19 protein-coding genes are annotated in these 25448 nt (G+C 66.9%); 4 read left to right on the top strand and 15 right to left on the bottom strand.

Annotated elements, in window-relative coordinates; translation table 11 throughout:
* Positions 1–51: 51 nt before the first annotated feature.
* The gene (locus VNC39_RS03190; protein WP_325396091.1) at positions 52–789 is read right to left on the bottom strand and encodes a sulfite exporter TauE/SafE family protein; all 738 of its coding nucleotides are present in this window, start codon (positions 787–789) and stop codon (positions 52–54) included.
* Positions 790–1162: 373 nt separating this feature from the next.
* Here VNC39_RS03190 and VNC39_RS03195 point away from each other — a divergent pair, with 373 nt between their 5' ends.
* Positions 1163–2521, top strand: a complete 1359-nt coding sequence (locus tag VNC39_RS03195) for a carbohydrate porin (RefSeq protein ID WP_325396093.1) — start codon at positions 1163–1165, stop codon at positions 2519–2521.
* A 63-nt stretch (positions 2522–2584) separates the two neighbouring features.
* Here the strand turns inward: VNC39_RS03195 and VNC39_RS03200 are convergent, their stop codons facing one another.
* Genes VNC39_RS03200 through VNC39_RS03215 form a run of 4 tightly spaced genes read right to left on the bottom strand, consistent with a single transcriptional unit; the run spans position 2585 to position 9123 of the window.
* Complete coding sequence (locus VNC39_RS03200; protein WP_325396095.1) at positions 2585–3622, bottom strand: YncE family protein; 1038 nt, start codon at positions 3620–3622, stop codon at positions 2585–2587.
* A 43-nt stretch (positions 3623–3665) separates the two neighbouring features.
* Positions 3666–6731, bottom strand: a complete 3066-nt coding sequence (locus VNC39_RS03205) for an efflux RND transporter permease subunit (RefSeq protein WP_325396097.1) — start codon at positions 6729–6731, stop codon at positions 3666–3668.
* Positions 6728–7774 carry an efflux RND transporter periplasmic adaptor subunit gene (locus VNC39_RS03210; RefSeq protein ID WP_325396099.1) on the bottom strand — a complete coding sequence of 349 codons (1047 nt, stop codon included), beginning with the start codon at positions 7772–7774 and terminating at the stop codon, positions 6728–6730. Before VNC39_RS03210 ends, VNC39_RS03205 begins: the two co-directional genes overlap by 4 nt.
* Complete coding sequence (locus VNC39_RS03215; protein WP_325396101.1) at positions 7771–9123, bottom strand: TolC family protein; 1353 nt, start codon at positions 9121–9123, stop codon at positions 7771–7773. The genes VNC39_RS03210 and VNC39_RS03215 overlap by 4 nt, the downstream gene beginning before the upstream one ends.
* Before the next feature lie 157 nt (positions 9124–9280).
* On the opposite strand from VNC39_RS03215, the gene VNC39_RS03220 reads away from it, so the two are divergent.
* The 3 genes from VNC39_RS03220 (at position 9281) to VNC39_RS03230 (ending at position 13186) form a co-directional block, all read left to right on the top strand.
* Complete coding sequence (locus tag VNC39_RS03220) at positions 9281–9955, top strand: response regulator transcription factor (protein WP_325396103.1); 675 nt, start codon at positions 9281–9283, stop codon at positions 9953–9955.
* Positions 9945–11327, top strand: a complete 1383-nt coding sequence (locus VNC39_RS03225) for a sensor histidine kinase (protein WP_325396105.1) — start codon at positions 9945–9947, stop codon at positions 11325–11327. The genes VNC39_RS03220 and VNC39_RS03225 overlap by 11 nt, the downstream gene beginning before the upstream one ends.
* Before the next feature lie 239 nt (positions 11328–11566).
* Positions 11567–13186, top strand: coding sequence for a carboxylesterase/lipase family protein (locus VNC39_RS03230; protein WP_325396107.1), 1620 nt, complete (start codon positions 11567–11569; stop codon positions 13184–13186).
* A 123-nt stretch (positions 13187–13309) separates the two neighbouring features.
* Here the strand turns inward: VNC39_RS03230 and VNC39_RS03235 are convergent, their stop codons facing one another.
* The 10 genes from VNC39_RS03235 to VNC39_RS03280 form a co-directional block, all read right to left on the bottom strand.
* On the bottom strand, positions 13310–13942 hold the full coding sequence (locus tag VNC39_RS03235; protein ID WP_325396109.1) for a DNA-3-methyladenine glycosylase I: 633 nt from the start codon (positions 13940–13942) through the stop codon (positions 13310–13312).
* 173 nt (positions 13943–14115) lie between these two features.
* Positions 14116–15372: a M23 family metallopeptidase gene (locus VNC39_RS03240; RefSeq protein WP_325396111.1), complete on the bottom strand. Its 1257-nt coding sequence runs from the start codon at positions 15370–15372 to the stop codon at positions 14116–14118.
* A 201-nt stretch (positions 15373–15573) separates the two neighbouring features.
* A complete protein-coding gene (locus VNC39_RS03245) occupies positions 15574–16407 on the bottom strand; it encodes an NAD-dependent protein deacetylase (protein ID WP_325396113.1) in 834 nt (277 codons plus the stop codon).
* Positions 16408–16447: 40 nt separating this feature from the next.
* Positions 16448–17392, bottom strand: coding sequence for a cation diffusion facilitator family transporter (locus tag VNC39_RS03250; protein ID WP_325396115.1), 945 nt, complete (start codon positions 17390–17392; stop codon positions 16448–16450).
* Between the two features lie 173 nt (positions 17393–17565).
* Positions 17566–18801, bottom strand: coding sequence for a Dyp-type peroxidase (locus tag VNC39_RS03255; RefSeq protein WP_325396117.1), 1236 nt, complete (start codon positions 18799–18801; stop codon positions 17566–17568).
* A gap of 87 nt (positions 18802–18888) precedes the next feature.
* Positions 18889–20007, bottom strand: a complete 1119-nt coding sequence (locus tag VNC39_RS03260; RefSeq protein WP_325396119.1) for an ABC transporter ATP-binding protein — start codon at positions 20005–20007, stop codon at positions 18889–18891.
* Position 20008: 1 nt separating this feature from the next.
* Positions 20009–21607 (bottom strand): ABC transporter permease, encoded by a 1599-nt coding sequence (locus VNC39_RS03265; protein ID WP_325396121.1) that lies wholly within the window; start codon positions 21605–21607, stop codon positions 20009–20011.
* On the bottom strand, positions 21607–22632 hold the full coding sequence (locus tag VNC39_RS03270; protein ID WP_325396123.1) for an extracellular solute-binding protein: 1026 nt from the start codon (positions 22630–22632) through the stop codon (positions 21607–21609). The genes VNC39_RS03265 and VNC39_RS03270 overlap by 1 nt, the downstream gene beginning before the upstream one ends.
* 274 nt (positions 22633–22906) lie before the next feature.
* On the bottom strand, positions 22907–24190 hold the full coding sequence (locus tag VNC39_RS03275) for an MFS transporter (protein ID WP_325396125.1): 1284 nt from the start codon (positions 24188–24190) through the stop codon (positions 22907–22909).
* A 34-nt stretch (positions 24191–24224) separates the two neighbouring features.
* On the bottom strand, positions 24225–25271 hold the full coding sequence (locus tag VNC39_RS03280) for a cyclase family protein (RefSeq protein WP_325396127.1): 1047 nt from the start codon (positions 25269–25271) through the stop codon (positions 24225–24227).
* Positions 25272–25448: the final 177 nt, after the last annotated feature.

A 25448-nucleotide genomic window follows, 5' to 3' on the forward strand; every position in this document is an offset into this window, starting at 1 on the left:
TGGCAAGTATCGCTCAGCCAGTTCCCGGCAACCCGGCGGGCCGCAATGCTCTTACAATGCGCCGAGCGCGCGTATCGCGGCCAGGCCCGCGGCGACCCCGAGCAGGCATAGCGCGACGAAGCGGTAATGCGCATCCGGGCTGGATTGGAACATCCGGCCGCCGAGCGCCGATCCGGCCATGGCCACCGGGAACCCGATCAGCGCCCCCGCGACGCTGCGCGGGCCGATCAGACCAAGGGCCGTCATCGGCGCCAGCGCGATCACCGAAGTGGCGAGAAAATACACGATCATCGAGGCCCGGGCCACGGCCGTACCCGCCGGGCTCATCAGGAAATAGGCGATCACCGGGGGGCCCGGCAGACCGGCCAGCCCGTTGAACAGGCCCGACAGCAGACCGAAGGGCAAAACGTGCCGGCCGGCGCCCGATTTCAAGCGAAAGCCACCTGCCAGCACAAGCACCGCGCCGAACACGATGACGGCGATGGCGATGCGCACGGGCGCCGCCGGCAGCCGCGCCAGCGCCCAGGCCCCGAGCGGGGTGGCGATGACCGCGCCGATCGCCAGCGTGCGCACGTCCGGCCAGTGGCAGATCTGCAGCGCCCCGCGCAGCCCGCTGAGGCTGATCAACAATTGCAGCAACAGCACGATCGGTATTGCCTGGGCGGGCGGCATGATCAGGCTCAGCAGCGGCACCGCCGCGATGCTTAAGCCAAATCCGGTGAAGCCGCGGATCAGCCCAGAGGCAAACACCATGGAGAGGCCGAGGGCGATCTGGAATGTCAGGGACATGGCACCGCTCGACCGGGCATCGCCGGGTCGGGCCAGGCGCCGCGGCGCCGAGGCCGTGCGTGCGACCGCGCTCCCGCGCCGGGTGGGGAATCTGACCTACAAAGCATCGATCAGTTCAGGCAAATAAAGGGCGCAGGCGCATCGCGCCAATATTCGCACTCCTGCAGCCGCTCCGCAACCCGGCATCCGGCCGCGGCCTGACGAAACGCGATTTCCTAACGCGGAGTCACCGCCAACGGGCGGTTGAGGCTTACGGCGAGATCGGACATCACAAATATATAATACGTTATATCATATACAAATCAGTGATATTGTGAATCATACGATGTCCCAAATGGACTCGTCATCGTCTCGCCGATTAAAGGTTTTTTGGATGGCCCTTCGTAGAAACCTGTTGCCCGCTGCAACCATCGTCTCAGCATTTTCCGGCGGATTGCCCGCAACCGCGCAAACGGCACCGCAAAGCTCCTCAGCGCCGACCAATCTCTGGACGCGCAGCAATCTACTCGGCGATGTCGGCGGCCTGCGGACGATCTTGGGCAATTACGGCATCACGCTCGGGCTGACGGACAGCGAAAACCTGCTCGGCAACCTCACCGGCGGCGTCAAGCAGGGCAGCACGATGCAGGGTGTCACCACCGCCACTCTGGATGTGGATCTGGGCAAGGCGGTCGGGCTGCAGGGCGGCGCTTTCCATGCCAGCGCGCTGCAGATTCACGGGCAACCGCTGAGCCCAGCTTACCTGGACGATCTGCAGACCGCCAACGGCAACGAGGCCGAGAACACCACCCGGCTCTGGGAACTCTGGTACGACCAGCAATTTTTCAAAAATTCATTCGATGTCAAAATCGGCCAACAGAGCATCGACAACGAATTCCTGATCAGCACCGGTTCCAGCCTGTTCGTGAACACGGCGGCCGGCTGGCCGCTGCTCCCCTCCAGCGATCTCTATGGCGGCGGCCCAGCCTATCCGCTGTCCTCGCTGGGCGTGCGCCTGCGCGGCACGCCCGCCAACAACGTGACGGTCCTGGCCGGCGTGTTCGACGACAATCCCGGCGGCGGCGCGTTCGAAGATGACGCCCAGAAATTGGACGTCAGCGGCACGCGGTTCAACCTGAACACTGGCGCGCTGTTCATCGCCGAAGTGCAATATGCGACCAAACTGCGCGGGCTGCCCGGCACCTACAAGCTCGGCGGCTGGTACGACACCGGCTTCTTCCCGGATCAATTGCTCGGCACCGACGGGCTGCCGCTCTCGGCCCCGGACAGCAACGGCAACCCGATCATGCATAAAGGCAATTACAGCCTCTATGGCGTGGTGGATCAGACGGTGTGGCAATCGGCCGCCGATACCTCGCGCACCCTCAACGTCTTCGCCAGGATCATGGGCGCGCCCACCAACCAGAATCTGATCAATTTCGCCTTCAACGGCGGCGTGACGGTAACGGCCCCCCTGCCCGGCCGCGACAACGACCAGGCCGGCATCGATTTCGGGCTGGGCCAGGTGAGCAGCCGCGCCGCGTCACTGGACCGCGCCGCGGGAATGCCGCCGCGCGGGACCGAAGAACTGATCGAACTGACCTACCAGGCGCAGATTACGCCGTGGCTGCAAGTCCAGCCGGACGTGCAGTATATCGTCAATCCCGGCGCCGGCATCCCCAATCCCGACAATCCGGCGGAAAACCTGCATAACGAGCTGGTCGCCGGCGTGCGAACGGTTATTGCGTTCTAAGCGGATACGAGCCGCCGCGCCTGGTTCGGCATATCCGGCCAGGCGCGACGCCCCCACGGCCGCTTACGGCTTGTAGACGAGCAAGCGTACGGAACCGGGCACGAACACGAAATGCGGCGCCCCGCTCGCGGCCGGCCAGGTTGCATGCTCGACCGTCGCGGTGACCATGAACACGCGGCCCGTCGCCGGGTCGACGGCCATGGTGCGCGCGCCCTTCTCCGTCGGCACATCGCCAAGCGCCACGCCGCGATCGGCGACGATGCCGAGCGTGCCGTCGCCATCCGAACTCAGGGCGATGTCACGCACCGGATCGAAACCCGCCGTATCGGTGCCGCGACCGATGCGCACCAGCCCGATCTGCCGCCCGCTGGCGATCGACACCACCGCCATATGGCCCGCCGGGCAGGAGACGAAGAGCTTCTTGTGCGAGGGATCCATCGTCAACCCATGCGGATCGTTGCAGCCGGTCAGCTTCCAGTCGGCGAGGACACGCGGCGTCCTGGTATCGACGACCGCGATTTCGTTGCGGTCCGAAATATTGACATACATCTTGCCGGCGCCGTCCACCGCCGCGCCCTCGGGCGAACCGCCGAGCGGCAGCGTCGCCGTCAACCGGTCGGTCATCGGGTCGATGAAGCCGGCCGAGGCGGAATCCCCGCCCAGCACGACCACCCGGCCGGATGCCGCATCATATGTCATGCCATCGGCATCGCCGACCGCCGGAATGGTCGCGAGCGGTGCCAAACTCTTGTCGTCATACACGATCACGGTGCCGGTCTTGCCGGAATCAGCGAAGATCTTGCCAAGCTGCGGCATCGGCACGGTGCCATGGGCGCCGTCGATGCCCCCGAGCGTGCCGATCACCTTGTCCTGCCTGGCGTCGATCACTGTCACACCCGTGCCATGGGCGACATAGACGCGCTGATCGACCGGGTCGAACGCGACGTAATCCCATTTGTCCGGACCGCCGAGCGGAATGCTCGCCTGCAGGGTATAATGGGGGATCTGGGCGGCCGGCGGCGCCGCAACCGCAGCACCCGCGCCGAGCAGCCAAACGGCGCATCCCGCGCGCAACATTCCAGTCCTCAATGTCATCGTCATTCCACTTTCATTTGGTTGAATGTTAGTATGCCTGCCGAAACAATCAGCCTTGCATCGTCACGCGCGTTCTCTCGCCCGGTGTTACGAGCCAGGAGAGCAGCACCGGCAGGGCCAGGAGCACGAGCGGAAACTGCACCAGCAGTCCGGCGATGATCGCCACCGCGAGCGGCTGCTGCATCCCCGCCCCCTGGCCGAGATCGAGCGCCAGCGGCAGCAAAGTGAGGATCGCCGCCAGCGTGGTCATGGCGATCGGCCGCAGCCGGTTGGCGCTGGCGGTGAGCAAGGCCTCGCGCCGCGCCATGTGCGTCGACAAATGCTGGAACTCCGAGACATAGAAAATCGCCATCTCGGTCGCGATGCCGACGATCATCACCATGCCCATCAGCGCCGTGATGTTGAGCTCAAGGCCGGTGACATAGAGCCCGGTGAACACAGCGGTGGTGGAGAGCAGCGAGGTACTCATGATCGCGAGCGCCCAGGCGAAACGCTCATACAACACGAGCAGCAGCACGAACTCCGCGAGCAGGGCCGCGGCGAAAACCCGCGCCAGCCCGGCAAAGGCGATCTGCTGCTGCTGGTACAGCCCGCCCAGCGTGTAGGTCACGCCCGGCCCCAACACGCCGGGCCTGGCCAGCGCCGCCTTCACGTCGGCAATGCCGGCGCCAAGCCCGCGCCCGGTGAGCCGCGCCGTCACGTCCACAATCTGCTGCAAATTCTCCCGCGTGATCTCCGGCTGGCCAGAGATCGTGCTGAAGCTGGCGATGGCCCCGAGCGGCACCAGCGCGCCGGAGGGCGTGGCGATCGGCAGCATCTTCAGATCGTCGCTGTTAAGCCGCGCCGCGCCCGCAAGCCGCACGCGCACGCCGATCAGCTGCTCCGCCGTGGCAAACTGCGTCGCCACGGTGCCGGCCATCTCGGTCTGCAGCATCGCCGCAACGCGCGCCGGATCCAACCCCAGAGCGGCCGCGCGCACCGGGTCCAGCCTGATATCGATGGCATCGCCCGCCGGGATGATTCCGTTATCCACCGAATCGACCCCCTTGATCGCGCGGATCGCCGCGGCGACGCGCAGCGCCGCCGGCCCCAGCGCGGTCGGATCGGAAGCGGCGAGCTTGATCTCGATCGGCTGCGGCACGCCAGTGAGGTCGCCGATCTCATCGCCGATCAACTGGTGCGGATCGATGGTCACGCCGGGCACATGCGCCGCGATCGCATCGCTGATGCGGCCCATCACGGTATCGACGCCTTCCCGCCGCGCCAACGGCACCAGGCGGATGAGGAAATCCCCCTTGTTGGATTCGGCGATGTCGCCGCCGAACCCGGCGCCGGCGCGCACCGAATAGCTGGCGACCGCGGGATCTCGCTGCAATATGGCTTCGATCTCGCGCACCTCGTGCTCGGTTTCCGTGAGCGATGTGCCGGGTGCGGTGAGGTAGTCGATCACGAAGCCGCCTTCATCGAGATTGGGGATGAAGCCGGTCTGGACATTGCGATAGGAGAACAGGCCGACGGCGATCAGCACGGCGGCGGCGATGCCGAGCAGGAAGGGCCGGCGGAACAGCCCGGCCAACAACCGCCCATGCAGGCGCGAGAGCGCATCGTCGCGGCGCGCACCGGGGTCTTGCCAGCTTTTGAAATCGATGATGCTGCCAGCCAGCAGCGGCACGGCGAGTGCGGTGAGCGCCCAGGAGGCGATCAGCGTCGCGGCCATGGTGAGCGACAGCGCCTTGAAAAACACGCCAGTGACGCCTGAGAGAAAGCCAAGAGGCGCGAACACGATCAGCGTCGCGGCGGAAGAGCCGGTGAGCGGGCGGAAAAATTCGGCGCCCGCGTTCAGCACCCAAAGCCGCCCCTCCTGCTGCTCGCCGCCTTCACTCCGGCGCGCGATATGTTCGATCATCACGATCACGTCGTCGATAACGAGCCCGACCGAGGCGGCGAGCCCGCCCAGCGTCATGATGTTGAAGCTCATGCCGAGCAGGGAAAGCACCAGCATGGCGGCGGCGAGCGAGGCGGGAACGATGGTGACGGCGAGCAGCGTGATGCGCCAGTTGCGCAGGAACAGCAGCAACACGATCGCGGCGAGCACGATGCCGGCGAGGATCGCGTCGCGCACCGAACCGGCGGCGGCGAGCACCAGCGTGCTTTGGTCGTACCATTTGCTCAAGGCCACGCCGGGCGGGAATTGCGGCGCGAAACCTGCCAGCGCCTGGCCCACCTGGCGTGCGATCGTCACCATGTCGCTGCCCGGCTGCTGATAGAGCAGCAATGTCACGGCGCGCTTGCCGTTGGCGTCCACGTTGAGGAATTGCGGCACCACGCCCATGCGGATTGTGGCGACATCGTCCAGGCGCACCACGCCGGTGGGGCCGGCGCGGATCACGGTCTGCCGCACATCGCCCAGGCCGCGCAGCGCGTTGGCGGCCATCAGCAGATAAAGCTGCTCATGATCCTCCACCCTGCCCACCGATTGCAGCGTGTCGGCAGCGGCGAGCGCGTTGACGAGATCGTCGAGCGTCAGATGAAAGGCCGCCAGGCGCCGCGGATCGGCATCCACCTCCACCTCGCCGGTATCTCCGCCCTGCACCTGCACGCGCGCAATGCCCGGCACGCCGGAGAGCAGCGGCACCAGCCGGTAGGTCGCGAAATTCTGCAGCGCCACCTGGCTCACGCTGGGTGAGGTCAACGCGTAGGCCATGAAGGGGAAGACAGTCGGCGTCATGCGCAGAACGGTGTAATTCGCGCCGCGCGGCAGATCGGGGAGGATCTGCGCGATCGCCGCGTTCACGCCGAGCGTCGCGCTCGTCATGTCCGTGCCCCAGGCGAAATCGACCGTGACCTGCGCCGAACCGCGCGAGGTGGTGGAGAGCACATCCACCACGCCGGGCACGGCGCGCACCGCCTGCTCGATCGGCCGCGTCGTCTGCAGCACCATCTGCGCCGCCGGCTGGCTGCCGGCGTCGATGTTGATGCGCACGCGCGGAAAGGAGGTCTCCGGGTACAGCCCGATCGGCAGCGACAAGGCGGCGGCAATGCCGGCCAGCGCCAGCGCCGTGGCGAGGGTGAGAACCGAGCGGCGGTGCCGGTCCAGCCAGGCGGTGACGCTCAAGGCTTATGCCCCTGCACGGAGGCTTCCATGCCGTCCTCAAGCTGGTAGGCGCCGGTGGTGACGAGCGGCAACGCGGCGTCGAGATCGGGGGCGAGCACGCTCGTCGCCCCATCGGCTTCCAGCACCCGCACCGGTTCGCGGTGCGCGATGCCGCGCGCGTCGAGCTGAAAGACATAATCGCCCTGCGCGTCCTCCAGCACCGCGTCGCGCGGCACCGGATCGCCGGTGACGCTGCCGGCGGTGATCGTCAGCGCCACGGGCTCGCCCAGCGGCACGGCACCTTGCGGCGCCAGCGTGACGTCCACGAGGCCGGTTTGCGGGTCGAGCATGGCGGCGCGCTGCGTGACGATGGCGCGCAGTCTGGTCCCGGTATTGAGCGCCGTGAGCATGGCCGCATCGCCGGGCTGAATCTGCCGCGCCGCCGCTTCCGGCAGGCCCGCCACCGCCACCAGGCCGTTCGGCGCCGCCAGCCCGAACAAGGGCGCCCCGGCCGGGCTGGCGCCGCCCGGCATGGCCGTCACGGTTGTGACGATGCCGGCGAAGGGCGCCGTCACTGTCCGGCTCACGCCCGTCCCCAGCGCACGCAAGGCGGCCAAGCCGGAAGCGGCGTCGTTGTCCGCCTGCACGGAAGCCGCGAGATCGGCGGCGGTCGCCAGGTGCGTGGCGAGCAGCGCCGCCACATGCGCGCGCGCCGCCTGCGCGGCCTGCATGGCATCCTCGGCCTTGCGCAGATCCGCCACCGATTGCGGGTCCGGCGCGATGTGCGCCAGAATCTGCCCCGCCGCCACCGCCTGGCCGGGCCGGACCTGCACCGAAACCACGATCCCCGGCGCGGCGAGCGTGATGGTTGCCGCCGCCGGCCCGGCGACGATGCTGCCGAAGGCCCGAACATGCACCGGCACGGTGCGCCGCACGAGCTGGATGGTGTCGATTTCGGCCACCGGGGCGGGGCTGTCGTCCGCCGGCGCGGGGCCGGGCCGCAGCGCGAAAAATGCGAGGAGGCCGGCCAGCAACAGGGCGCCGGCAGCGAGCAACTTCTTCATGAGGCGGAATCCTTGGGCGCCGGGCCGAGCGGCGGCAGGCCGAGCCCGAGCAATGTGGCAAGCGAGATTTCCTCGGTCTGTAGCTGACCGCGCAGGCTGATTTCCGTCCGCGCGCGGTCGCCGGCGGCACTTTGCAGGCCGGCGAAGGCCAGGGCGGTGATCTGGCCTTCGTCGAACGACCGGCGCGCCGCCGTGGCGGCGGCCGCGGCGCGGGTCGCCGCCACGGCGGCTGCACCGGCCTGGGTTTGCAGCAGGGCGATGCTGGCGCTGAGCGCCCGCGCGCCGCCGACCGCGCCCGCCAGGCTTGCCTGGTATTGCGCGGCAAGCTCGGCCCGGCTGGCCGACGCCACGGCGGTCACGCCTCGGTTGCGGTTGAACAGCGGCAAGGTCAGCGTGACTTGCGGCCCGGCCGAGTAGACGCCTGACGTGTCGCGCCCGCCGGAAGCCCCCAGGCTGATCGGCAGGAACTGGCCGAGGATGGACGCGCGCAGCCTTGCGTCCGCCTGGGCGTAGCCGTAACGCAGCGCGATCAGATCCGGCCGGCGCTGCGCGAGCGTGGCGATGGCGGGCGCGATGACCGCCGGGGCCAGCGGCGCCGGCACGGGCGGGGCAAGCGGCACATCCGTGCCGGGCACAAGCCCGAGCAGCGCGTCGAGCTGGTCACGATCCCCGGCCATTTTCTGCGCTTCCGTGTCGAGCGATGCCTGCACCGTGGCCAACGCCGCCTGGGCGAGCGCGCCATCCGCCAGGGTCTGGTTGGATTGCGCGATCTGCCGGCGGACCGCCGCGTCCACTGGCTCGAGCGCGGCCGCGTCCTGGCGCAGGCTGGCGATCGTCGCCCGATCGGTCGCCAGCGCCACGTCGAGCTGCTCCGCCTGCGCGACGACCTGCCATTCCTGCCACAGAATGCCGGCATCGATTTGCGCCAATCCGGCCCGCGCCGCCTGCCGCGCCGCCTTATAGGTGACCAGCGCGCCGACATCCTCCATGAACCCGGCCGAGAGGGAGGACATCGAGGCGGGGCCACCGAGCAGGGCCGCGAAGCCGCCGCTGATGGAGGGGTCCGGCGGCAGGCCCGCGTTCAGCAATTCGGCAGCAGCGACGTCGTGCCGGGCGCGCGCGGCGGCCAGGTCCGGGTCGTTGAGCACCGCCAGCGCCGCCACATCCGCCAAAGAGAGCGGGCCGGCCACGGAGAGGACACGTCCATCCGGCAGCACATGGGCCAAGGCGCCCGGCCGGTCCTGCAGCGGCGGCGCCGTGACAAGCGGCGCGGGACGGTAGGAAGCGCAGGCGGCCAGCGCGCAGCATGCCAGAAGCCACGGTGTGGCGCTTAGCAGATTCAACCTCATGCCCGGCGGCTTGCCCGAATGAAGTTGACCGGAACGCTTCGCCAACTTTGCCGAATTTTAATCTTGGCCAGTGCTGAACGCCGCCCTAGAGCCGGATGATTATAGAGCGGATCACTAGCTCTATGGCCGCACCGCCGAGATGGGCTAACCAGAACCCATGCGCATCCTGTTGATCGAAGATGACCTCAAGGCGGCGACCCATCTGTGCGACGGGCTGGCACCGGAGGGGCATGACGTGACGGTCGCGCCGGATGGACGGGAGGGGCTGCTGATGGCGGCCGCCGGCGGGTTCGACATCTTGATCATCGACCGGATGCTGCCGCATCTGGACGGGCTCGCCGTGCTGCGGACGCTGCGCGGCGCGAACATCCATACGCCGGCTTTGTTCCTCACGGCGCTGGACAGTTTGGGCGACCGGCTCGAGGGCCTGCGCGCCGGCGGCGACGATTATCTGGTGAAGCCGTTTGCGCTCGAAGAACTCGCCGCGCGCGTGGTGGCGCTCGCCCGCCGCAACGCGCTGCCGCCGCAAACCACGCGGCTGCGGATCGCCGATCTCGAACTCGACCGGCTGAGCCGCACGGTCTGGCGCGCGGGCCGCAAAATCGAACTAAAACCCCGGGAATATGAGCTGCTCGAATATCTCATGCTGCGCCAAGGCCAGGTGGTGACCCGCATCATGCTGCTGGAAGATGTCTGGGGCTTCCGCTTCGTGCCGCAGACCGCCATCGTCGAGGCGCATATCAGCCGGCTGCGCGGCAAGATCGACCATGGTTTCGCGCCCGAGCTCATCCACACCTATCGCGGCGCGGGGTACAAGATCGATGTGGCTTGAAGGCCCGGCCCGGCCGCTGCTGCGCACCGCCGGCTTCCGCCTGGCGTTGCGCAGCCTCGCCCTCTCGCTCGGCGGCGCCGCTTTGGTGTTCGTCATCATCCATCACGCGGCGGAGTCGATCTGGCGCGAACAGATCGACGCCACCGTGGGCGGCGCACTCACCGACATTCTCTCCGACATTCAGCGCAACCAGCAGGGCCTGGCGCAGAACGTGCGGGACACGATGGCCGAAGGGGGCGGCCTGTTCTATGCCGATATCGGACCGGACGGCACGTTGCAGGCCGGCAATTTCAGCGCGCCGCCTGCCGTTCTGGCGCGCTGGACCGGCGCGCGCACCTTTCGCCGCCGCGAGGGGCTGATGCTGCCGCCGCGGGTTAAGGCGGTGCGCGGCATCGCTCACCGCTTTACCGACGGCGACACTTTGCTCATCGCCGAAAATGCGGACCCGCTGCTGGCCACGAACGCGCTGATCGCGCGGTCTTTCGTTGCCGTGTTCGGCACCATTCTGGCGCTCGGGCTGCTCAGCGGCTACCTCGCCGCCCGCACGGAATCGCGCCGCGTCGACGCCATCGCCACCACGCTGCGCGAGATCATGAATGGCGATCTGTCCCGCCGGGTGCCGGTCGGCCCGGCCGGCGACGAGTTCGACCGGCTCGCCGCAGGGCTGAACGCCATGTTGCAGCGCCTGCAGGAACTCATGGAAAATCTCCGCCAGGTCACCGCCGACATCGCGCACGACCTGCGCTCGCCACTGGCCCGCCTGCGCGAGCATCTGGAGCTGTCGCGCCGCCGCTTCACCGGGCCCGGCCTGCCGCAGATGTTCGACGAGGCGCTGGCGCAGATCGACCAGGCCCTGGACATCTTCGCCGCCATGCTGCGCATCGCTGAAGTGGAGGCCGGCACACGACGCAGCCATTTCGCGCCGGTTTCCTTATCAGACCTTCTCGAGGCGCTGGCGGAGACCTACGAACCCGCCTTCGCGACAGCCGGTATCGCTTTGACGGCGGACATCCAGGCCGGGCTCACGCTGCGCGGCGACAAGGATCTGCTCCAGCAGATGATCGCCAACCTCCTCGACAATGTCATGCTGCATGCCGCGGGAGCCAGCTTCGCCACCATCCGCGCGACGCGGACGGGCCAGCGGATCAGCCTCGAAATCGCCGATGACGGACCCGGCATCCCGCCCGAGCAAAGCACGCGGGTCTTTCAGCGTTTCGTCCGGCTCGACGCGGCCCGCCGACACCCCGGCTACGGGCTCGGCCTGTCGCTCGCCGCGGCGATCGCCGCGTTGCACGGCGGCGGCATCGCGCTGCGGGAAAACCGTCCGGGGCTCACGGCTGTTATTTTTATAGACGTTTCGTTAGAGAGTTAAGCCGCCCATCCCGGCGCCGGATCAATATCTCGTACGGCGTTCGCGCGATCACGGTTCGGGATGAACAGCCGATGGCTTGGGTGCGGGCCTCGCTGCCAGCTCAGCGCGTTTTTTGAAACCATAACGACCGCGCGTCCCGGATCTGGCGCCGGCTGCAACCCTGCCCCGCCGCCGGCATCGCTTCCCCGCGCGCCGCCGTCCCGGCAATAGCCTCGTTAATTTTCCTCGTGGGGTCGTTAATGAATCGTTCTTCCTGTCTCCGGCCCGTGGCCGGCGCATTGTTTGCCTTGCTTGCCACCGCGGGCGCGGCGTTCGCGCAATCACCGCCTGAAGTGACCACGGCCGACGGCGCGGTCGCCGGCCTTCGCGTCGGCGGCGTCAGCGAGTTCCGGGGCATTCCCTATGCGCTGCCGCCCGTGGGCGAGCTGCGCTGGCAGCCGCCGGTCGCGGCGAAGCCCTGGGCGGGCGTACGCCAGGCCACCGCATTCGGCCCGGCCTGCGCGCAGATCACCACGCTCGGCGCCTTCGCCGGCCCGCCGACCGCAAACGAGGATTGCCTCACCCTCAACGTCTTCACCCCCACGCAGAAGGCCGGCGCCAAGCTGCCCGTGCTGGTGTGGATCCATGGCGGCGGCAATATGGACGGCTCCAGCGCCGGCTATGACGGCAGCCGCCTCGCCGCCCGGGGCCACGCCGTGGTCGTCTCGATCAATTACCGCCTCGGCCTGTTCGGCTTTCTCGCCGATCCCGCGCTCGACGCCGAAGGCCATCCGTTCGGCAATTACGGTCTGCTCGACCAGCAGCTGGCGCTGCGCTGGGTAAAGCAGAACATCGCCGCCTTCGGCGGCGACCCCGCCAACGTCACCCTCGGCGGCCAGTCCGCCGGCTCGATCGATACCGAAGCCAACGTCGCCTCGCCGCTCGCCGCCGGCCTGTTCCAGCGCGCGATTTTCGAGAGCGTGGTGCTCGACGGCACCCCGCTCCCCGCAGCCGAGAAGACCGGCGCCGATTTCACGAAAGCCGCCGGCTGCGGCCGTGGCGCATCGCCCGCCGTCGCCGCGTGCCTGCGCCAGCTGCCCGCAAACCGCATCCTGCAGCTTGAAGGCACCGAATCCACGCAGGGCCCGTATATCGACATCCTGATTGCGGACGGCCGGATCGTCCCCGCCGGCGGCCTCTTCGCAGCGTTCCGCAACGGCGACTTCACGCACATGCCGATCATGAGCGGCACCGTGCATGACGAATATAATTTCCTCGCCGCGATCGCGGAATATTTCTCCGGCCCGCCGCGCCACCCGGTCACCGCCGCGCAATACCGTAACTTCGTCACCACCAGCTTCCCGCCCGCCACGGCGAAGCGCGTGTTCGCGGAGTACCCGCTCGCGCTTTATCGCACGCCGCAGCTCGCCTGGAACGCGGCCGGCACCGACAGCCTCGTGTGCCCGCAGCTCGCACTCAACCGCTCGCTCGCCGCACAAGTGCCGGTCTACGGCTACGAATTCGACGACACCACCGCGCCCTTCTTCTTTCCGCGCATGCCCGGCTTCGTGCCCCTCGCCTACCACACCGCCGACATCCAATATCTGTTCCCCCTCTGGCACGGCGGCCCCAAGGGCCAACCCCACGCTTTGAACGCGCAACAGCAACAGCTCTCTAACGCCCTCATCGCCGCGTGGACCAACTTCGCCCGCACCGGCAACCCCAACGGCCTCGGCGCCCCCAACTGGCCGGCCTTCACACCGGCCCCCGGCAAGCCCGGCCTCTATCTCGACGAAAAACTTCCCGCCTCGACCACAATGACGGACAGCACCTTCGCCGCCGAGCATCATTGCGAGTTCTGGGCGGGGGTACCTGGCTAAGCTAAGGAAGCGCTACTTTTTGTGAACAAAAAGTAGCAAAAAAACTTTGTTATGCTGGGCCATGGGCGTTGGCGCTGACACAGGCTAAGGCCCAGCGTAACAAAAGTTTTTGCGCCGCATTTTTCAAAAAGCGGCTACTTGCTGCCTTCCTTCTTCCGGCCGACGGAACGCCGTCCGCGCGCGCTCCACCTCTTCGCGAATCATGCAATCCTCCGCATGGTCGTTGACCAGCCCCATGGCCTGCATGAGGGCATACATCGTAGTGGGGCCGACAAACGCCCAGCCACGTTTTTTGAGCGCCTTGGACAGAGCGATGGCGGCCGGAGGGACGGTCTGCGGTTTCGCCGGCTCTCCGGCGCTGGGCTCAAAGCTCCAAACGAAGGCGGCCAGAGAGCCGGCCTCGGCAATCAGGTCCCGCGCCCGCCGCGCGTTATTGATTGTGGCCTCGATCTTGCCGCGGTGGCGCACAATGCCGCTATCCTGCAGCAGGCGCGCGACATCCGCTTCATCGAAGCGCGCCACTTCATCGAAGTCGAATCCCTTGAATGCCGCACGGAAATTCTCGCGCTTGGTCAGGATCGTGCGCCAGCTCAAACCTGCCTGGAAGCCTTCCAGACACAGTTTTTCAAACAGCCGCCGGTCGTTATCGACCGGAAACCCCCACTCGGTGTCGTGGTAGTGTAGATAGTCCGGCGTTCCGACGCACCAGCGGCAACGTAACTTGCCGTCCGGACCTGGCGTTGTTGTCTGGGTCATTCGTCCTCGTTCGCAAGGCAGAAAGTTAAGTAAAGGAAGCACTACTTTTTGTGAACAAAAAGTAGCAAAAAAACTTTGTTAACTTTGGGCTGTGGGCTGTGTCGGGGACAACGCCCATGGCCCAGCATAAACAAAAATTTTTGCGCCGCTTTTTTTAAAAAGCGGCTACTTTCTTACTTGCTGCCGTAATCAAAGACCTGCCCTTCGATCGGCATCCGGTCGGTCTGCTGGGTCGGTGGCATCGACACGATTCTGACCTCGGCCCCGCTCTCATAGGCGTTGTCCGCCTGATTGGCTGTTCCGCCGACTGTGCCTTCCAGGAGCTGGCGGTCGAAGACGAAGGGCAGGCCGGTCGCATCCAGCACGGAGAGGCTGTCCATCACCTGGAAATGCAGATGCGGCGCGGTCGAGCTGCCGGTGTTGCCGACCGTGCCGATTTCCTCCCCTCGCGTGAGCGCGGCGCCGACGACGATGCCGCGCGGAATGCTGTTGGTGCCAAGATGGGCGTAGAGCACGTAGCGGCCCTGGCCGATATCCTCGACGATATGGTTGCCGGCCGCGTTCTGCGCGGTGATGCCCTTCACCTCGCCCGGAATTTGTTCCGGCATGCCGTCGACCTTTTCAACGACCACGCCGTTAGCGACCGCGAGGACCGGAGCGCCGAAAAACGGCCAGGATTTAAGGTCCTTGACCGGGCCGGTGCAGCATCCGCCCGTGGCGGTGAGCTGAATGAAGTCGATGGCGAATTGCTCGGGCACCCGGATGCGGCCGTTGATCGGCAAGGTCGCGCCGCGGTGCGGGCTGATCACCTGGCAGCAGCCATTGCCGTCCCACCAGCGCGGCCCGACCAGCGGCGGGGAAATGACCACCGGAGATGAGCAGCCGACCGGGATCGGCTCGGTGCGCTCCTCGACGGGCGGCTTGCCGCCCGGCAGGCGCACGACGAATTGCTCCGAGAGGAAGGCTGGAACCGCCTGCATCGTTCTCACGCGCACATCGAAGAAGGCGATGCCCGCCGCGCCGCCCGCAAGCTGCCGCGCATCGGGGCTGCGCACAGGATCGATCCCGTTCGATGACGGCGCGAACGGGCGCACCATGCCGGTGACATCGTTACCGTCCATGTCCACCACACGGCTCTCGCCGACCTCGGCAAAATCATGCAGCGGATCCACCGGGCGGATCCCCATAAAAGCGGCGGTGCCACGGTCGAGATTGGTCACCTGGGCCGCGAAAGCGAGGTGGATGAAACCGTCAGTGCCCGGCACCGGAATCAGGCTCGGCTGCAAAACTTGCAAGGTGACAGGCGTGAGTTCAAGCGGCATCGGCGCCACGCCCGGCGGCGGAAAGGATCGGCAGGTCTGCGCCTCGGCCGGAACGGCGACGACGAACGCCACGCACAAGGCGGCGAGCCACGAACGCAAGATCCACATGGCGTTTCTTCCCGTTTGGAATGTTCCGCCATTTAGCGCCGTACGTTATAAATAGGCAACGAACTTCCTCGAACAGCAAGGAAGCAAGCGCTACTTTTTGTGAACAAAAAGTAGCAAAAAAACTTTATGACTCTGGGCCATGGGCATTGGCCCAGACACAGCCCACAGCCCAGCATAGTAAAAGTTTTTGCGGCGCTTTTTTCAAAAAGCGCCTACTTCCTTCTGTCCGAGCAAAAAAGCCAGCGCATCTTCGCAAGCCTGCTCGACCTTGAATGAAAGCAATTCATCGCCGCGTGTCCGCCCGAGATTGATCGCGGCGATCGGCTTTCCCGCGCGCGCGGCCGCCTGGACGAAGCGGAAGCCGGAATAAACCATGAGGGACGAGCCCACGATCAGCATTGCGTCGGATTGCGCGAGATGCCGCGTTGCGGCGTCCACCCGTTCGCGCGGCACGTTCTCGCCGTAGAACACCACATCCGGCTTGAGCACCTCGCCACAATGCGGGCAAGGCGGGACGATGAAGGACGCGAAGTCGGCCATTGCGAGATCGGCGTCGCCGTCCGGCGCGTCGGCCGCCTCCAGGCCGGCCCATGACGGATTGCGCCGTTCGAGCTCGCCCTGGAGCGCGGCGCGCGGCATCAGCCGCTCGCACCCCATGCAGCGGACCTGGTCGAGCCTTCCGTGGAGGTCGATCACGCGGGCGCTGCCGGCGGTCTGATGCAGCCGGTCGACATTCTGGGTCAGCAACATTTCGCTCCCCCCGCGCGCCTCCAGGCAGGCGAGCGCGCGATGGGCGCCGTTCGGCTGGGCGCGGCCAAAGCGCCGCCACCCGACCATGCTGCGCGCCCAGTAACGCCGGCGCGCCACCGGGTCGCCCATGAACGCCTGATAGGTCATCGGCTGCGCGCGCTTCCACTGGCCATCGGCATCGCGATAGTCGGGCAGCCCCGAATTCGTGCTGCAGCCCGCGCCGGTCAGCACGAAGAGGCGCCGGTGACGGTCGATAAAATCCTGCAATAAGCCGGGCCGCATCATGAAGGCAGCTTAACAAAGCCGCTTCCGGGAGCAAGCCGCCTCACGCAGGCGAACCGCGTTTCTCGCCGCTCCGCCTGACCCGGGTGTCGAGCCGGTCATCTTCAATGCCGGCCGGCTCCAGATGAGCGGTCACCTCCACGGTGCCGGGCAGCAGCGCCGCCACGGCGCGCTCCGCCACATCGCCGATCTCGTGCCCGCGATCCACGGTCAGGTCGCCGTCGACTTCCAGGTGGAACTCCACAAAGGTCCGGTCCCCGGCATAGCGCGTCCGCAGATCGTGAACGTCCCGCACGCCGGCGCAGCCCAGCACGGCGGCCCGGATGCGTTGCCGGTCCGGCACCGGCAATTCCCGGTCCAGCAGCTGGGTCAAGACCTGCTGCGAAATCCCATAGGCGTTCCAGATCATGTAGACGGAAATCGCCAGCGCGAACGCCGGGTCCGCGCGCGTCCAGCCGGTCAGCTTCGTCACGCCCAACGCGAAAAGCGCCGCGCCGTTCACCGCGACATCCGTGAGGTAATGGGCGCGATCGGCGGCGATCGCCGTGGAGCCGGTGCGCCTGACCACCCAGGTCTGCATCACCACCAGGCCGGCCGCCGCGATCAGGCTGACGACGATGACCCACAGGCCGAGATCGATGGACGTGATCAATTCAGGAGAAATGAGGCGATCGACGGACTGGAAAACCAGGGTCAAGGCCGCGCCCGCCAGAAACACCGCCTGGGTGAACCCCGCCACCGCTTCGCCTTTCCCGTGGCCGAAACGATGATCGCGATCGGGCGGCCGCTCCGCGTAGCGGACACCGAAATAGGTCACGAAACTGGCCCCGGTATCCACCAGCGCATCGACCGCCGACGTCAGGAGGACCACAGACCCGGTCACCACCCAGGCAGCGAGCTTCAAGGCGACGAGCGTCACGGCCACCACAAGGCTCGTCCGGCTCGCGAACCTGCGCAGTCCGAAATTGGGGGTCTCATGTTCGTGCATGCGCGTTGCCCTGGCAGGAAGAAGCCGCTTTTTGAAAAAAGCGGCACCAAAAACTTTTGTTTACACTGGGCCATGGGCGTTGTCGGCGATAACGCCCATGGCCCAGCATAAATCAAAGTTTTTTTGCTACTTTTTGTTCACAAAAAGTAGCCCTTGCTTTCGCTTTTCTTGCCTCACGCCTCGAACAATGCCCGGCCGATATACCCGCCCTTCGCCGCCCCCGGCGGGCAGGCGAAAATGCCGCTCCCGACGGACGTCGTAAACTGGTTGAGCGCATCGATCCTGGACATCGGCTCGAAGATCCGGATGAAGCCGGTGCGGGGATCTTTCTGGTAACAGATGAACAGCAGCCCGGCATCATATTCCATGGCCTGCTTCCAGGGAGGCCAGCGCTCGGCGACGAAGCTGGCGCCGTCGCTATAGGAGTAGGCGCGGCGCAGGATCTGGGCGCCACCATTCACGGCCGGCGCGCCGAGCCGCGCATGGGCATTGGCGGGAATGACCGGGTTGCCGTCGGCATCGGTGGCGTCGAGGTCGAGCGGCGCGAACTCGTCCTTCTGGCCGAGCGGCGCGCCGGAATATTTGTGCCGGCCGAACACCTGCTCCTGGAAGCCGAGCCGCACCTGGTCCCAGTGCTGCAGCGCGATACGGATGCGCCGCGCCACCATATAACTGCCGCCCTGCATCCAGGCCGGCCCTTCGGGGCCGACCCACACAACGGCCGCCATCGCCTTCGGATCGGCGACCTTCGGGTTCATCGTCCCGTCCTTGAATCCCATCAGGTTGCGCGGCGTGCCCCCGTTCACGGGCGCCGCGCAATAGCCGGTCTGGGTCCATTTGAGCGAGACGGTGTTGCCGGCGATTCGGGCGAGCTGGCGCACGGCATGGAAGGCCACTTGCGGGTCGTCGGCGCAGGCCTGAACCATGATCGCGCCGCCGGTCTTTTCCGCCTCGAGCTGGTCGCCGGGGAAGATCGGCAAATCGACCAGGGCGGCCGGGCGGCGCGCCGCCAGGCCGTAACGGTCCTTGCCCTGATAGGTGAAGAGGTCCGGGCCGAAGCCGAAGGTCAATGTCAGCCGTGCCGGATCGAGCCCGACCGCATCGCCGCTATCGGGCGCCGGCACCGCGGGGTCGTCGTCGAGCCGCTCCACCGGCAAGCCGGCCTGCAGCCGGGCCGCAGCCGCGGTCCAGGCCCGCATCATGCCGATCACATCGTCACGCCGGTCGGTCGCGAGATCGAACACCGCGAAATAGATGTTGGTCTGTTGCGCGTGCGGCGTCGCGATCCCGCCCTGATGCGGCGCGAAAAACGGTTCCGCATTGGCGTGCGCCATGGAAGGCGCGCCGAGCGCGGCGATCGCTCCCGCGGCGACGCCGGCCCCCCCGAGAAAACCGCGCCGCGACGTCATCGCGCGCACACGGACATGTTCACGCCGTCCTTCCCGTCATAGCCACACCGCATCCCATGCGTCTCCTTATCAATCCGCAAATGCATGTCAGGCGCATTCGCGTGGCAAAATATTTTCCACTCCCGGAATTTCGTCCTGCGCCGGAGCCGGCGCGGCGCATTCCCCCGGCAGCGGGTAGGCAACCACCGCGCCTTGCACGGCGACACCGATGGCCTCGCCCGGTGCCGGCAAATCGTTGCTGAACAGCCGCGCGGAGATCGTCGTGTCCGCCGCGCCGGCGAGCGCGATTTCCGCCACCGCGTCGTGGCCGTAGAAGGTCACGCCCAGCACCTCGCCGCGCGCGCAGCCTTCGGTGTCCGGCGGCAACAGCCGGATCTGCTCGGGCCGCACCATGATTTCGACCGGCCCCTCGCCCGGGCCGGCGCCGATGGGGAGCGCGCCGAGCCCGCAGCGCGCGACATGGCCAGCGGCGGTGCCGGGAACCAGAACCGCCTCGCCGATGAAGCGCGCGAGCTCGGCATCGACCGGGCGGCGGTAAAGCTCCATCGGCGTCGCCACCTGAACGAGCCGGCCGCGCCGCAACACCGCGACCTTGCTGCCCATCGACAGCGCCTCGCTCTGGTCGTGCGTGACGAGAATTCCTGTCGCGCCGACCGCGCGCAGCGCCTCGGCCACGGCGCGGCGCGTGTCGCCGCGCAGCGCGGCGTCGAGCGCCGAAAACGGTTCGTCGAGCAGAACCAGCTTCGGCTCGGGCGCCAGGGCCCGCGCGAGGGCGACGCGCTGCTGCTCGCCACCGGAAAGAAGGTGCGGCTGAAATTGCGCGTAGCGCTGCGGCAACCCGACGAGGTCGAGCAAGGCCGCCACGCGCCCGGCGCTGCGCTGCGCCTTGGACGCGACGCCGAACAGGATATTGTCCGCGACCGACAGATGCGGGAACAGCGCGCCTTCCTGCATCACATAGCCGACGCCACGGCGCTCAGGCGCCACATGCAGGCCGGGCGCCGCAACAACCTGGCCGCCGATCGCGATGCGGCCGCGATCCAGCCGCTCGAATCCCGCGATCAGGCGCAGCAAGGTCGTTTTGCCGCTGCCCGACGCGCCAAGGACGGCGACGAGGCTGCCGGCGGCGACGTCGAGATCGACCCCCTCGAGAACGGGGACATCGCGAAAGGATTTGCACAGGTTTTCGATCTGCAGCGTTGCCATCTCACCCTTCCTGCCGCGCCAGCAGCGGCGCGGCGCCGAAGCGCTGCACGAACAGCCAACTGGCGGCCATCGAAATCAGCGTCATGATCGCGGCATAGGGGGCCGCCGCCGCGAAGGCCAGGGTCGACCCGTTGGCCCAGAGTTCGGTCGCCAGCGTGTCGGTGCCTATCGGCGCGAGCAGCAGCGTGCTGGTGAGCTCGGTGGCAATCGCGATGAAGACGAGCGCCGCGGCGGCGCCGAGGCCGGGGGCGGCGAGCGGCCAGGTGATCCGCCGCAGCACCGCGAACCGGGTGAGGCCCAGGCTGCGCCCCGCCTCCTCCAGCCGCTGCTCCGCCTGCACCAGGGCGCTCCGGATGCCGACCAGCGCGAGCGGGACGAACAGGATCGCATAGGCCACCAGCAGCAGCGCGTAGCTTTGATAAAGGATCGGCACGGTCCCGATCACCACCGACACGAGGGCGAGCGCGAGGACGATGCCCGGCAGGCCCTGGGCAAGAAAGCCGACCCGCTCCAGGCCGGCCGTGAGCCAGCCGCGATGGCGCGTGGCGAGCGTGGCCAGCGGCAGCGCGAGCAGCATGGTCAGCGCCGTCCCGGCGATTCCGAGCCCGACCGAGTTCAGCGTGGCGTCGATGATCCGGGCCGGCGCGACCTCGGCCGGCGTGATCGCCGCAGAGCCGCGTTGCGTCAGCCAATACAGGATCATGCCGAGCGGCACGCCGAGCGTGGCCGCGTTCAAGCCGACGAGCAACGCCACACAAAATGGCTTCGCACGGCCCAGCTCGTAGCGGAGTGCTGCGCGCTTCGTGCCGCGCCCGATGCGGGCATAATGCCGCCGCCCGCGCAGGATGAAATCCGCGGCGAGGCAGGCGAGGCAGAGCACGAGCAGGACGAGGCCGAGGGAGGCCGTCTCGGGGCCGGAAAATCCGGTCCGGTACGCCGCGTAGATTTCCGTGGTGAAGGTGCGGAAACGCAGCAGCGCGAAGGCGCCGAACTCGGTGAGCGTGTTGAGCGCCACCAGCAGCAGGCCGCCCATCAGGGCCGGGCGCAATTGCGGCAGCACCACGCGGCGAAAACAGGCAAAGGGGGAGAGGCCGAGCGTGCGCGCGCTTTCCTCCAACGCCGGATCCATGCCGCGCAGTGAGGCCGCGACCGGCAGATAGACCAGCGGGAAATAGGCCGAGGCGACCACCAGCAGCGCGCCGCCAAAACCCTCGAAATGCGGGCTCATCGAGAGCCAGGCATAGCTCGTCACGAACGGCGGCACCGCGAGCGGGCAGGCCGCGAGGGCCGCGAAAACCCGGCGCCCGGGCAGGTCCGTCCGTTCGACGAGCCAGGCGACGCCGACGCCGAGAAGCGCGCAGCTTGCCATGGTCGATTCGATCAGCCCGGCGGTGTTGCCGAGCAGCGCCCCCACGAGCGGCCGCGCCAGTTCGCGCAGGAAGGGTCCGATGCCTTCCGCCGTCGCCTGGGCCAGTGTCGCGCCGATCGGCAGCAGGACGAGCAGCGGGGCCACGCACGCCGCCGCGACCAGGAGGCCTTGCATCGCGGGGAAGCGGCGCGATGGCTTCAGATCTCCATGGGGGGCGGCGGCCTGCGACATCAGATCAATCCTGCCTCGCGCAGCAGCATGGCGGCCTCATGATCGTCGCCGAGCGCGGCCGGGCCGATGGCGGGCGGCGAAAGCTGGTCCAGCGGCTTCAGCGCGGAGTTCGCCGCGATCCCCGGCACCAGGGGATATTCGAAATCGACGCTGGATTGCGCCAGCATGGTCTGGGCCTCGCCGGTCGCCAGGAAGGCCAGGAATTTCTGGGCGCCTTCGGGGTTTTTGGACGATTTCAGCACGGCGGCGCCCGAGACGTTCACCAGCGCGCCGACATCGTGATTGCCGAAATGATACACGGCGCTATGGGTGCCGTTGGGGCCAAGCTCGGTCGTGAGCCGTTCCCAGTAATAGGAATTGATCACGCCGGCCGGCACCGAGCCGCGATTCACCGCGGCCACCACGCCCTCGTCATCATCATAGATCGCGGCATTCGCCTTCAGCCCCTGCAGCCAGGCGAGCGCGGCCGCCTTGCCCTTCAGCCTGACCACCGCGCTCACCAGCGGCAGGAAATCCGCATCCGCCGGCGCGATCGCGATTTTGCCCTTCCAGGCAGGCTGCGCGAGGTCCAGCAGCGAGGCGGGCAGCGCCCCGGCGCTGATCAAATTCGTATTGTAGGCCAGCACGTTTTCACGGGCGAGCAGGCCGATCCAGTGCCCGTCCGGCGCGCTGTCGGAAGCCGGCACGCGGGCGAGCGTGGCGGGGGCGACCGGCGCCAGCAGCTTGTGCTCATCGAGCAGCACGAGCTCGGGCGAATTCTCGGTGAAAAACACGTCGGCCGGCGAATGCGAACCTTCGGCGAGCAACTGGCTTGCAAGCTCCGGCCCTTCCCCCTCATGCACGCGCACGGCAATGCCGGTTTCCTTGGTGAATTGCGCCGTCAGCATGTCGACGACCTGTTCGTGCTGCGCGCTGTAGAGCGTGATCGAGTCCGCCGCCGCGGGACGCGGCCCGAAGGCGAACCATGAGGCGGCGACCGCCACCGAAGCACCGAACCAAACGCGTCCAGGACGACTACCTGCCATCTCCCGCCACTCCTTCCCATACCTCACCTTAGATGCAAATAAGAATTATTCGCATCATTATGCCTTCGTGAGATACAGGACCGCGTTAGTCCGGTCAATGGGGAAGCCGAAGAAGCCGAAATGGCTGGGCCGTGGGCTTTGTCAGTAACAACGCCCACGCCCTCCGGGGCTATTCCAACGGTGCTACGCACCGCCGGAACCTTCAGCCCCTCCGCCCAGCATAAAAGAAGTTTTTGGTGCCGCTTTTTTCAAAAAGCGGCCACTTTCTGCCTTCCTAGTTGGCCGTCACAAGCTTTGCCTCCGGCAGCGCGGCGGTCTGGGCGCGGTCGCGCACCAGCACCAGCAGCAGGCCGGAAACCACCAACGCGGCGCCGAGCAGGAACAGGCCCGAGGCAAAATCCCCCGTGGCCTGGCGCACGAAGCCGAGCACGTAAGGGCCGAGGAAATCCCCGACCACGCCGATGCCATTGGCGATGCCGATGACCGTAGCGACCACGCGGGTGGGAACCAGATCGCCGGGAATCGCATAGATCATCGGCTGTGCCCCGTAGAGCAAGGAACCGGCGACGATCAGCAGGCCGAGATTGGCGGCCAGGCTGTTGCCGGCATAGGAATGCGCGGCGATGACGAAGACCACGCCGGACAAGCCGATCGGCACCGCGGCGAACAGGCGGCGGCTGTGGAATTTGTCCGAGCCCCAGGCCAGGAACAGCATGACGAACACCGCCACCAGGAAGGGCAAGGAGGCCAGCCAGCCGACCGTGACCGCGCTCAGGCTCTTATCCTGGTGCAGGATGCTGGGCAGCCAGATGATGAACCCGACAAAGCTGAAATTCCACAGGAACAGCGCCAGCGTGTAGATCAGCACCGGCACGCGGAACATCTGCTGCCACAAACGCGGCGCCGCCTCGTCCAGATGCGGTGCATTTTCCTTTCGGTCCGCCTCGAGTTTGGCCTGCAGGTCGCGCCGCTCGCCCTCGGTGAGCCATTTCGCCTCACGCGGCGTCGCGGCGACGCCCCAGATCCAGACCAGCGACCAGATGATCGGCAAGATGCCTTCGGCGATGAACAGAATCCGCCAGGAGGAAAGATGCAGGATATAGCCGGCAATCGGCCCGCTCACCATCGCCGCCACGGGAAAAGAGAGGAACCAGAGCCCGTTGGCGCGGCCGCGCTCGCGCACCGTGAACCAGTTGCACACGATCAGCAGGAACGTGACCATCAGCCCGCCTTCAAACAGGCCGAGCAGGCAGCGCACGATGATGAGCTCCGCCGGGGTTTGAATGAACCCCTGCGCCACTTCGGAAAGACCCCAGAGGATCATCAGCGTCGCCACCATCGGCTTACCGTAGCCACGGTCGGCGATCATGCCGCCGAGCGGCTGCGAGGCGGCGTAGAACAGGAACAGCACGCCGGAGGCGAAGCCAAGTTGCGTGGCGGTGAGATGCAGCTCCTTCGCCATGGTGGGAATGGCGAAGGAGATGTTCGTGCGGTCCATGAAAGCGACCATGTAAGTCACCATCATGATCGGGATCATGCGGGTCCAGCGTTTCGACATTTTTTGACGTTTCCTCGGAGTTTTGTGGCTTGTACTACACGGTGCCGACCGGCGTGACGGGCGAGCCGATCGCGCCGGGCAGGCGCAGCGGCGGGGCGGTCAGGAAAAAGCGATAACGGCCATTCGCGCGCAGCCAGTCGGCAAGGTCGGAAAGCAGCCACATTTCGCCCAGCGGCACGCCGAGCTTGAACAGGCAATGCGCATGCAGCGGCAACGCCGAGCATTGATGGTCATGGCTCTCGCCGGGCGGCAGCGCCTCGACTGCGGCATTGTCCGAAATCAGCGCGGCGAGGCCGGTATCGGTGATCCAATCGAGAAGCTTCCGGTCGCGGCCATCCAAAGCCGCACAACTGTCCAGCCCCTGCTGCGTCGGGTGCTTGTTCATGCCCAGCAACACCCGGTCATAGCCGGTACGCAGGCACACCAGGTCGCCCGTCGTCACCTCAACCTTATCGGCTTCGAGGATGCGCATCAGCGTGTCGTAGCCGACTCGGGTGAAATCGCGGCCGAGATGGGCCTCGAGGTCGATCATCACGCCACGGCCCTGCACGCAGGTCGCCGCCATGGTCTCGATGCCAAGGCGATAAGCCCCGGTCTGCTCGACATGGGTCGGCACGACCTCCTGGCCTTCATAGCGCACCGGGCCGACCACATGCTCGTGCGCGCGGAACCCATTGTAATAGACCTGCTCGGGCACGCCATCGCCATCGGCGTCGAACAACTGGCCGACATGCGCCAGACTGTCCCATTGCGTGGAATATTGCAGGTGCAGCAGCACCGCGTCGTCATTCATCACGTCGGTCAGCTGCGGGTCGCCGCGCTGCATCAGGTAATTCATGTTCGGCAGGCCGCTGCGATAGGTCGGGCGCAGTTGCGGCGGGTAGCGGCGCGGGTTCAGCGCGTTGTCGCCGGGAAAATCCAGCGGCAGGCTGAGGCAGAAAGCACGCGCCTCCTTCACCTCGGCAATGCCCTCGCGGATTTTCTGCGGGGTGAGCAGATTGAGCCGGCCGACCTGATCGTCAGGACCGAAATCGCCCCAGGTCGAGCCTTCGGGACGCCGCTTCCAGCGCGGGTTAGACATTCTTTCCGTTACCTCCGTTCGTTCTCCCCCCGTCCGGGAGGATTTCCGCGAACCTATCCGATGCAGGTGAAGAAAGTAAGCGCTACTTTTTGTGAACAAAAAGTAGCAAAAAAACTTTGTTATGCTGGGCGGAGGGGCTGAAGGTTCCGGCGGTGCGTAGCACCGTTGGAATAGCCC

This window comes from Acidocella sp. (genome assembly GCF_035535915.1).
Lineage (GTDB): Bacteria > Pseudomonadota > Alphaproteobacteria > Acetobacterales > Acetobacteraceae > Acidocella.

Excerpts from the sequence above, each read along its gene's own strand:
- VNC39_RS03225 (WP_325396105.1), top strand. The coding sequence starts at position 9,945 with ATGTGGCTTGAAGGCCCGGCCCGGCCGCTGCTGCGCACCGCCGGCTTC.
- VNC39_RS03215 (WP_325396101.1), bottom strand. The coding sequence starts at position 9,123 with ATGAGGTTGAATCTGCTAAGCGCCACACCGTGGCTTCTGGCATGCTGC.
- VNC39_RS03240 (WP_325396111.1), bottom strand. The coding sequence starts at position 15,372 with ATGTGGATCTTGCGTTCGTGGCTCGCCGCCTTGTGCGTGGCGTTCGTC.
- VNC39_RS03230 (WP_325396107.1), top strand. The coding sequence starts at position 11,567 with ATGAATCGTTCTTCCTGTCTCCGGCCCGTGGCCGGCGCATTGTTTGCC.
- VNC39_RS03235 (WP_325396109.1), bottom strand. The coding sequence starts at position 13,942 with ATGACCCAGACAACAACGCCAGGTCCGGACGGCAAGTTACGTTGCCGC.
- VNC39_RS03270 (WP_325396123.1), bottom strand. The coding sequence starts at position 22,632 with ATGGCAGGTAGTCGTCCTGGACGCGTTTGGTTCGGTGCTTCGGTGGCG.
- VNC39_RS03210 (WP_325396099.1), bottom strand. The coding sequence starts at position 7,774 with ATGAAGAAGTTGCTCGCTGCCGGCGCCCTGTTGCTGGCCGGCCTCCTC.
- VNC39_RS03200 (WP_325396095.1), bottom strand. The coding sequence starts at position 3,622 with ATGACGATGACATTGAGGACTGGAATGTTGCGCGCGGGATGCGCCGTT.
- VNC39_RS03260 (WP_325396119.1), bottom strand. The coding sequence starts at position 20,007 with ATGGCAACGCTGCAGATCGAAAACCTGTGCAAATCCTTTCGCGATGTC.
- VNC39_RS03250 (WP_325396115.1), bottom strand. The coding sequence starts at position 17,392 with ATGCACGAACATGAGACCCCCAATTTCGGACTGCGCAGGTTCGCGAGC.
- VNC39_RS03265 (WP_325396121.1), bottom strand. The coding sequence starts at position 21,607 with ATGTCGCAGGCCGCCGCCCCCCATGGAGATCTGAAGCCATCGCGCCGC.
- VNC39_RS03195 (WP_325396093.1), top strand. The coding sequence starts at position 1,163 with ATGGCCCTTCGTAGAAACCTGTTGCCCGCTGCAACCATCGTCTCAGCA.
- VNC39_RS03190 (WP_325396091.1), bottom strand. The coding sequence starts at position 789 with ATGTCCCTGACATTCCAGATCGCCCTCGGCCTCTCCATGGTGTTTGCC.
- VNC39_RS03220 (WP_325396103.1), top strand. The coding sequence starts at position 9,281 with ATGCGCATCCTGTTGATCGAAGATGACCTCAAGGCGGCGACCCATCTG.
- VNC39_RS03245 (WP_325396113.1), bottom strand. The coding sequence starts at position 16,407 with ATGATGCGGCCCGGCTTATTGCAGGATTTTATCGACCGTCACCGGCGC.
- VNC39_RS03280 (WP_325396127.1), bottom strand. The coding sequence starts at position 25,271 with ATGTCTAACCCGCGCTGGAAGCGGCGTCCCGAAGGCTCGACCTGGGGC.
- VNC39_RS03255 (WP_325396117.1), bottom strand. The coding sequence starts at position 18,801 with ATGACGTCGCGGCGCGGTTTTCTCGGGGGGGCCGGCGTCGCCGCGGGA.
- VNC39_RS03275 (WP_325396125.1), bottom strand. The coding sequence starts at position 24,190 with ATGTCGAAACGCTGGACCCGCATGATCCCGATCATGATGGTGACTTAC.